Origin of the sequence: Streptomyces sp. Da 82-17 (assembly GCF_046098215.1) — a bacterium.
In the GTDB taxonomy this organism is placed as follows: domain Bacteria; phylum Actinomycetota; class Actinomycetes; order Streptomycetales; family Streptomycetaceae; genus Streptomyces.
Genome location: NZ_JBJURH010000028.1, coordinates 60426 through 67955 on the forward strand (window position 1 = coordinate 60426; position 7530 = coordinate 67955).

General features: G+C 74.9%; 4 protein-coding genes. All 4 read right to left on the minus strand.

Translation table 11 applies throughout. From position 1 onward, the window contains the following. Positions 1-155 precede the first annotated feature (155 nt). Positions 156-2096 (minus strand): acyl-CoA dehydrogenase family protein, encoded by a 1941-nt coding sequence (locus tag ACIDOF_RS33690; RefSeq protein ID WP_409010013.1) that lies wholly within the window; start codon positions 2094-2096, stop codon positions 156-158. Between the two features lie 176 nt (positions 2097-2272). Further along, positions 2273-3718: an aldehyde dehydrogenase family protein gene (locus tag ACIDOF_RS33695; protein ID WP_409010014.1), complete on the minus strand. Its 1446-nt coding sequence runs from the start codon at positions 3716-3718 to the stop codon at positions 2273-2275. A gap of 363 nt (positions 3719-4081) precedes the next feature. Continuing rightward, a complete protein-coding gene (locus tag ACIDOF_RS33700; RefSeq protein WP_409010015.1) occupies positions 4082-5698 on the minus strand; it encodes a PucR family transcriptional regulator in 1617 nt (538 codons plus the stop codon). Positions 5699-5931: 233 nt separating this feature from the next. After that, positions 5932-7530, minus strand: a 1599-nt coding sequence (locus ACIDOF_RS33705; protein ID WP_409010016.1) for an ATP/GTP-binding protein, incomplete at its 5' end; no start/stop codon positions are given.

Consider the following 7530-nt stretch of genomic DNA (forward strand, 5'->3'; position numbering starts at 1 on the left):
CCGGACAGGGCGCCCTCCGAGTCTGCGCGCTTCCCCCGCCGTGGGGGTTGCGGTTTCGTCGCCGGGTGCGGCCCGGTGGTCCGTCCTCGCGCCCCGCGGCGGAGCCGCTGATGTCACAGCCCCGCGCCCCTGAGAGCGTGCGGCTGCGCCGCCGCTCAGCGGATCGGGCGGTGGACGTTCTCCGTCCGCGGCGGGCCCGGTGTCGCCTCTGCGATCCACGGGCCCTCGCCGCTCGGGTCGACGATGCCCTCCTCCAGCCAGGCGTACGTGCCGGACAGGATGCCGCGTACGACCTTGCGGTCCAGGTCGTCGGTGTTGGACCAGAGGCGGGCGAAGAGCTCCTCGACGCGCAGCCGGGACTGGCGGCAGAAGGCGTCGGCGAGCTGGTAGGCCTCGCGGCCGTGGTCGTCGGTGGTGCGGAGCAGCTCCGCGCGGACGCAGGCGGCGCTCATCGCGAAGAGTTCGGCGCCGATGTCGACGATCCGGCCGAGGAAGCCCTGCTTGGTCTCCATCCGGCCCTGCCAGCGGGACATGGCGTAGAAGGTCGAGCGGGCGAGCTTGCGGGAGGTGCGCTCCACGTACCGCAGGTGGGCGGCGAGGTCGGGGTGGCCGGCCGGGTGGAAGTCGCCGTAGGAGAGCGGGAGTTGGCCGGGGCCCGCGACGAGTTTCGGGAGCCAGCGGGCGTAGAAGCCGCCGGCGCGGGCGCCCGCCTTGGCCTTGTCGCCGAGGGTCTTGTCGGGGTCGATGAGGTCGCCGGCGGCCTTGAGGTGGGCGTCGACGGCCTCGCGGGCGATCAGCAGGTGCATGATCTCGGTGGAGCCCTCGAAGATGCGGTTGATGCGCAGGTCGCGGAGCAACTGCTCGGCGGGGACGGCGCGTTCGCCGCGGGCGGCGAGCGAGTCGGCGGTCTCGAAGCCGCGGCCGCCGCGGATCTGGACCAGCTCGTCGGCCATCAGGCAGGCCATCTCGGAGCCGTACAGCTTGGCGAGGGCGGCCTCGATGCGGATGTCGTTGCGGTCCTCGTCGGCCATCTGGGAGGCGAGGTCGAGGACGGCCTCCAGGGCGAAGGTGGTGGCGGCGATGAAGGAGATCTTGCTGCCGACGGCCTCGTGCAGGGCGATCGGGCGGCCCCACTGCTCGCGCTCGGCGGACCACTCGCGGGCGATCTTCAGGCACCACTTGCCGGCGCCGACGCACATCGCGGGCAGCGAGAGGCGGCCGGTGTTGAGGGTGGTCAGGGCGATCTTCAGGCCGGCGCCCTCGGGGCCGATGCGGTGCGCGGCGGGGACGCGTACGCGGTGGAGGCGGGTGACGCCGTTCTCCAGGCCGCGCAGGCCCATGAAGGCGTTGCGGTGCTCGACGGTGACGCCCTCGTCGGCGGCCTCGACGAGGAACGCGGTGATGCCGCCGGGGTGCCCCTCGGACTTCGGGACGCGGGCCATGACGACGAGCAGGTCGGCGATGACGCCGTTGGTCGTCCACAGCTTCACGCCGTCCAGGACGTATCCGTCCCCGTCCGGTACGGCCGTGGTGGCGAGGCGGGCCGGGTCGGAGCCGACGTCCGGCTCGGTGAGCAGGAACGCGGAGATGTCGGTGGCGGCGAGCCGGGGCAGGAACGTGTCCTTCTGCTCCTGGCTGCCGAACAGCTTCAGCGGCTGCGGCGCGCCGATGGACTGGTGGGCGGAGAGCAGCGCGCCGAGGGCGGGGCTGGCGGAGCCGACGAGGGCGAGGGCCTTGTTGTAGTAGACCTGCGTGAGGCCGAGGCCGCCGTACTTGGTGTCGATCTTCATGCCGAGGGCACCGAGCTCCTTGAGCCCGTTGATCACGGCGTCCGGGATGCGCGCCTCGCGGTCGATCAGGGCTCCGTCGACCTCGCGCTCGCAGAACGCCCGCAGCCGCGCGAGGAACGCCTCGCCGCGCCGGGTGTCCTCGTCGGCGGGCAGCGGGTGCGGGTGGATCAGGTCGAGCCGGAAGCGGCCGAGGAACAGCTCCTTGGCGAAGCTCGGCTTGCGCCACTCCTGTTCCCTGGCCGCCTCGGCGACCTGCCGGGCCTCCCGCTCGGAGACCTTCGGCTCCTTGTGCGTGCCTGTCGACATGAGGGGCTCACCTCAACGCATCGGGGTCGGGGGCTACTCGCTCGTACGTACGTGCGTACCCGACGTATCTACCCGAATACGAAGATCCCCACCAGGCCGGGCGCGGCGTTCGGCGCAACGCGCGAGCGGCCGGAACCCCGCACAGGTTCCGGCCGCCCTCTCGAAGACGTACGTGCTTACAGCTCCAGGCCGGTGAGGACCAGGACGCGCTCGTACGTGTAGTCCGCCATGGCGTGGGCGACGCCCTCGCGGCCGACGCCGGACTGCTTGACGCCGCCGTACGGCATCTGGTCGGCGCGGTAGGAGGGGACGTCGCCGACGATCACGCCGCCGACCTCGAGGGCGCGGTGGGCGCGGAAGGCGCGCTGCACGTCGTGCGTGAACACACCTGCCTGGAGGCCGTACTTGGAGTCGTTGACGGCGTCGAACGCGGCCTGCTCGCCGTCCACCTTGGTGACGGTGAGGACCGGGCCGAAGACCTCCTCGCAGGCGAGGGTGGTGTCGGCGGGCACGTCGGCGAGGACGGTCGGGGCGTACGTGGCGCCCTCGCGCTTGCCGCCGGTGAGGAGCGCGGCGCCGGCGGCGACGGCCTCGTCGACCCAGGACTCGACGCGCTTGGCGGCGTTCTCGTCGACGAGCGGGCCGACCTCGGTGGCCGGGTCCGACGGGTCACCGGTGACCTGCGCCTCGACGGCGGCGACGATCCGGGGGACGAGCCGGTCGTAGACGGACGCGTCGGCGATCACGCGCTGCACGGAGATGCAGGACTGGCCGCCCTGGTAGTTCGAGAAGGTCGCGATGCGGCTCGCGGCCCAGTCGAGGTCGGCGTCGGAGGAGAAGTCGTCGAGGACGACGGCCGCGCCGTTGCCGCCGAGCTCCAGGGTGATGTGCTTGCGCGGCACCGAGTCCATGATCGTGTAGCCGACCTTCTCGGAGCCCGTGAACGAGATGACGGGCAGGCGCTCGTCCTGGACCAGGGCCGGCATCTTCTCGTTGGCGACCGGGAGCACCGACCAGGAGCCCTCGGGCAGGTCCGTCTCGGCGAGCAGCTCGCCGAGGATCAGGCCGGACAGCGGGGTGGCCGGGGCCGGCTTGAGGATGATCGGGGCGCCGGCGGCGATGGCCGGGGCGACCTTGTGGGCGCACAGGTTCAGCGGGAAGTTGAACGGCGCGATGCCGAGGACCACGCCGCGCGGGAAGCGGCGGGTGAGGGCGAGCCGGCCCTGGCCGCCCGCGTCGGTGTCGAGGCGCTGGGCGTCGCCGCCGTTGAACCGGCGGGCCTCCTCGGCGGCGAAGCGGAACACGGACACGGCGCGGCCGACCTCGCCGCGGGCCCACTTGATCGGCTTGCCGTTCTCGGCGGAGATCAGCTGGGCGATCTCCTCGGTGCGCTCGGTGAGCCGCTTGGTGACGTGGTCGAGCGCGGCGGCCCGGACGTGGGCGGGGGTCGCGGAGAGCGCGTCGCGGGAGGCGTACGCGGCGGCGACGGCCTCCTCGACCTGCGCGTCGGTCGGGACGCTCACACGGCCGACGGTGCGGCCGTCCCAGGGCGAGGTGACGTCGAAGGTGGTGTCGCCGGTGGCCTGGCGGCCGGCGAGCCAGAAGGCAGTGGTGTCGGTCATGGGAGCCCGGCCCTTCCGCGATGGTGGTGTCTGGGGGTTTCGCCCTTCACGGTAGGGCCGCGGACCCGCGGGGCCTCTTGTACGGGGTGGAGGAGTTGGGGGCGGGTGGGTGCCGGAGTGGCAGGTGCGGAAAGCCTCCGGCGGTGTCGTTCGTCTGCGGCGCCGCTGTGGCTGGTCGCGCAGTTCCCCGCGCCCCTGAGCGATGCGGCTGCGCCGCAGCTCATCGGGAAGGCGCGGCGCAGCCGCAGGCCTTCAGGGGCGCGGGGAACTGCGCGAGCGGCCACGACGGCGCCGCAGCCGGGAGACGGGCCGCCGGGGCAGGGCGGTAGCCGCCGGGGGGCCTGGGGCGGAGTCCCGGTCCGGTCAGTCGGACGACGTCGACGAGGCCTTCAACGCGAGCCACAGCTCCATCCGCGCGTCCGGGTCGTCCAGGGAGCGTCCCAGGATCTCCTCCACCCGCCGCATCCGGTACCGCAACGTGTGCCGGTGCACCCCGAGGTCCGCGGCGGCGGCGTCCCACTGGCCGTGCCGGGAGAGCCAGGCGCGCAGGGAGGCCACGAGGTCGCCGCGGCCGGTCGCGTCGTGCTCGCGCAGCGCCCGCAGCATGCCGTCGGCGAAGGCCCGTACGGCGTCGTCGGCGAGGAGCGGGAGGACCGAGCCGGCGGCGAGTTCCTCGTGCTCGACCAGGGTGCGGCCGCGGCGGCGGGCGACGGACAGGGCCTGCTCGGCCTGCTTGTACGCGGTGGCGGCGGCGATGGGCCCGGCCGGGGCGGACAGGCCGACCACCAACTGCTCGCCGTCTGCGGCCTGTTGGTCGCGGCCGTCGGCCCGGGCGGCGTCGGTGACGGCGGCGAGCTGCAGGCAGGCGGTGGCCGCGGCGCCGCCGTCGGCGAAGAGCAGCACGAGCCGGTCGCCGCCGTCGGGCACGACGAGCACGGCTTCCCCGGCGCGCGCGGCGGCGGCCTCGACGACGTCCGCGAGGTCGGCCAGCGGATCGTGCCCGGCGACGGCCTGCGCGCCGCCGTTCTTGCCGCGCGGGGCGGGCGCGGTCTCGGCGATGAGCAGCCGGAACGGGGCGTCGAGCAGCCCGCCGTACAGCTCGCCCGCGACCGTGCGGGCGTGGTCGGGCTCCCCGGCGAGCAGCATGCGCAGGACGGCGGCGCCGAGGCGCTGTTCGGCGGCGTGCAGGGAGCGGGAGCGCTCGGTGGTGAGGGTGAGGAGGGCGATCGCGGAGTGCACCGCGTACCGCTCCGTGGTGCCGAGGGCGGCGGCGGTGCCGACGGCGAGCGCGGTGCGGGGGCGGCGGCCGGCGCCGAGGGAGTGCAGCTCGACGCGGTCGTCGGACTCGCCGATCAGGGCGCTCGCGGGGGCGGGCCGGTCGCGGAGCCGCTCGACCTCGGAGGTGAGGCGGGCGGCGCGGCGGGCGGCCCACTCGGGTGCGGTGGCGACGACGGAGCCGGAGGCGTCGTAGAGCGCGGCCCAGCCGTCGACCTGGGCGGCGAGCGCGGTGAGCACGCCCTCGGGGCCGCCGCTGAGGGCCTGCCGGGTGAGTTCGCGCTGGGCGGCGAAGCCGTCGGTGACGGAGCGGTACTGTTCGGCGGCGATGGCCGCCGACACCTCCTTGGTGATCGCCAGGAACGGGGTGCGGCGGGGCACTTCGAGCAGCGGCAGGTGCTCGGCCCTGGCGGCGTCGACGAGGGCCTCGGGGACCTCGTCGTAGTGCACGCCGACCGCGAAGCCGAGGCCGCTGACGCCCGCGCCGACGAGCCGCCGCACATAGCGGCGCATGGCCTGCGGGTCCTCGGCGTCCAGCTTGAGGGCGGTGATCAGCAGGAGCTCGCCGCCCTCCATGTAGGGCACGGGGTCGGTGAGCTCGCTGGCGTGGGCCCAGCGCACGGGGGTGTCCAGGCGGTCCTCGCCCGCGCGCACGGTGAGTTTGAGCTTGGAGTGCTGGACGAGCGAGGCGAGCGTGGGCGGCATGGGACCTTCACGGCTTCCGGTGGGCGAGGCGGTACGGCGGTACAGCGGTGGGGCTCGGGACGGCCCGCCCGGGATCGAACGGGACCGAACGGGTTCCAACGGGATTATTTGGCCGCCCCGTATGAACGGCTCGTATCAATTCTGCCTCACCGTATGGAAGCCCCGTGGCGATTCCGTGAGTGCCCTTGCCTGTGCCGGTACGACGTACTAGCCGGTGTGCCCCTGCGGACGCACTAGCCGCGCAGGTCGACCAGGAGCGGCGGGGCGTGCTCGCCGCGGACGGTGGTCAGGGAGAGCACGGCGTGGCCGGGCGGCACGCGCTGGGCGAGGTCGGAGGCGGACCAGCGCTCGCGCTCGACCTCGCGGACCGTCACCGCGTCCGTCGTGACCTCCCGGCCGGTGACCAGTTTGCGCAGCGAGTGGATGGCCCGGGTCATCGGCTGGTCCGCGTACACGGTGTGCTGGGCGACCTCCCGCGTCTCCACCCGTTCGGTGCCCCACGCCTCGGCGAACGTCCTGCCGTCCCAGGTGGTCACGCCGGAGAACGCCATCCGGCAGCCGACCGCCGCGTACAGCGGGCCCTGCAGCGCCTCGGGCACCTCGCCGACGGTCCGCAGGCCGAGCACCACGCCCGCGTTCGCCGACCGCAGCCGGCGGATCGCGGGCACGCTCCCGGCGGTGAGGGTGCGCGCGGCGTCGTCGAGGACCAGGCAGGCGAAGTGCGGGCGTTCGGTTCCGCCGCGCACGGCGTGCGCGAACTGGGCGAGCAGCAGCCGGGCGAGCAGCCGGGAGGCCTCCTCGTGGCGGCGTTCCGGCAGGTCGACGCGGACCCGCAGCGGATGGTGGGCCACCGCCGAGAGGGAGAACGGCCGCCCCTCCCCCGCGCCGTCCCCGTCGCCGAAGGAGCGGGCGAAGGCGGGCCGGTCGAGAAGCGCGAGCCGGTCCGCGAGCGCCGGGCTCGGGTCGCCGGGCGTGCCCGACTGCCGTACGCGCGCGTCCAGTTCGCGCCGCATCTCCGCGTCCCCCGACCCGGCGGCGCCCAGCCCCTCCCGCAGCGCGGCCAGCGCGCCCGGCTCGCCCTCCAGGAGCTCACGCAGCGCGCGTACGGCAGGGAAGCGCCCGTGCACCGCGCGGTACGGGCCGAGGAGTTGGGCGAGGGCCGTGGCGGAGCGGCGCGTGTCGGTGCCGTCGAGGTCGCCGACGAGCGCCTCGGCGAGGAACGCGGCGGCCTCGTCCGGGTCGTCGCACTCGGCGTACAGGTCCAGGCCGTACGGCGACTCCGGGTCGCCGGGCCGGACCACGACGTCGTACGCGTCGTCGGGCCCGAGGGGCGTGTCCGCGGCGGCGACGGCGACGACCGCGGCCCGTCCGGTGAGCGCCTGCAGGGCGAGGGCCTCGGTGACGGGCCGCATCAGGTGTCGGGTCTTGCCCGCGCCGGAGGGGCCGATGGCGAGCAGCGACGTGCCGAGGACCTGCGGTTCGAGGGCGGCCTGCACGCCCCGGAAGGCGTACGGGTTGCGCTCGTGCTCGGCGAAGCGGCCGATCCTGACCTGGTCGACGAGCAGGTCGTGGGTGGCGCTGCGGGCGGGCAGGTCGCGGCTGCCGGACGGGTGCGCCCAGGCGGCGGCGCCGTGCCGGGCGACGGTGTCGGCGAAGGCGGCGCGCGCGGCGGGATCGGCCTTGGCGGCGTCCCAGGCGCGGGTGACGCGGGCGCAGTCGACGTCGTTCATCCGGCCGCCGAGCAGTTCGGCGGCGAGCAGGTCGGCCGCCTTGTCCTGCCCGGCGGCGCGCAGCGCGGGCCAGTGCGCGGGGGCGGGGGCGCCGGTGGGGCG

Excerpts from the sequence above, each read along its gene's own strand:
- ACIDOF_RS33700 (WP_409010015.1), bottom strand. The coding sequence starts at position 5,698 with ATGCCGCCCACGCTCGCCTCGCTCGTCCAGCACTCCAAGCTCAAACTC.
- ACIDOF_RS33690 (WP_409010013.1), bottom strand. The coding sequence starts at position 2,096 with ATGTCGACAGGCACGCACAAGGAGCCGAAGGTCTCCGAGCGGGAGGCC.
- ACIDOF_RS33695 (WP_409010014.1), bottom strand. The coding sequence starts at position 3,718 with ATGACCGACACCACTGCCTTCTGGCTCGCCGGCCGCCAGGCCACCGGC.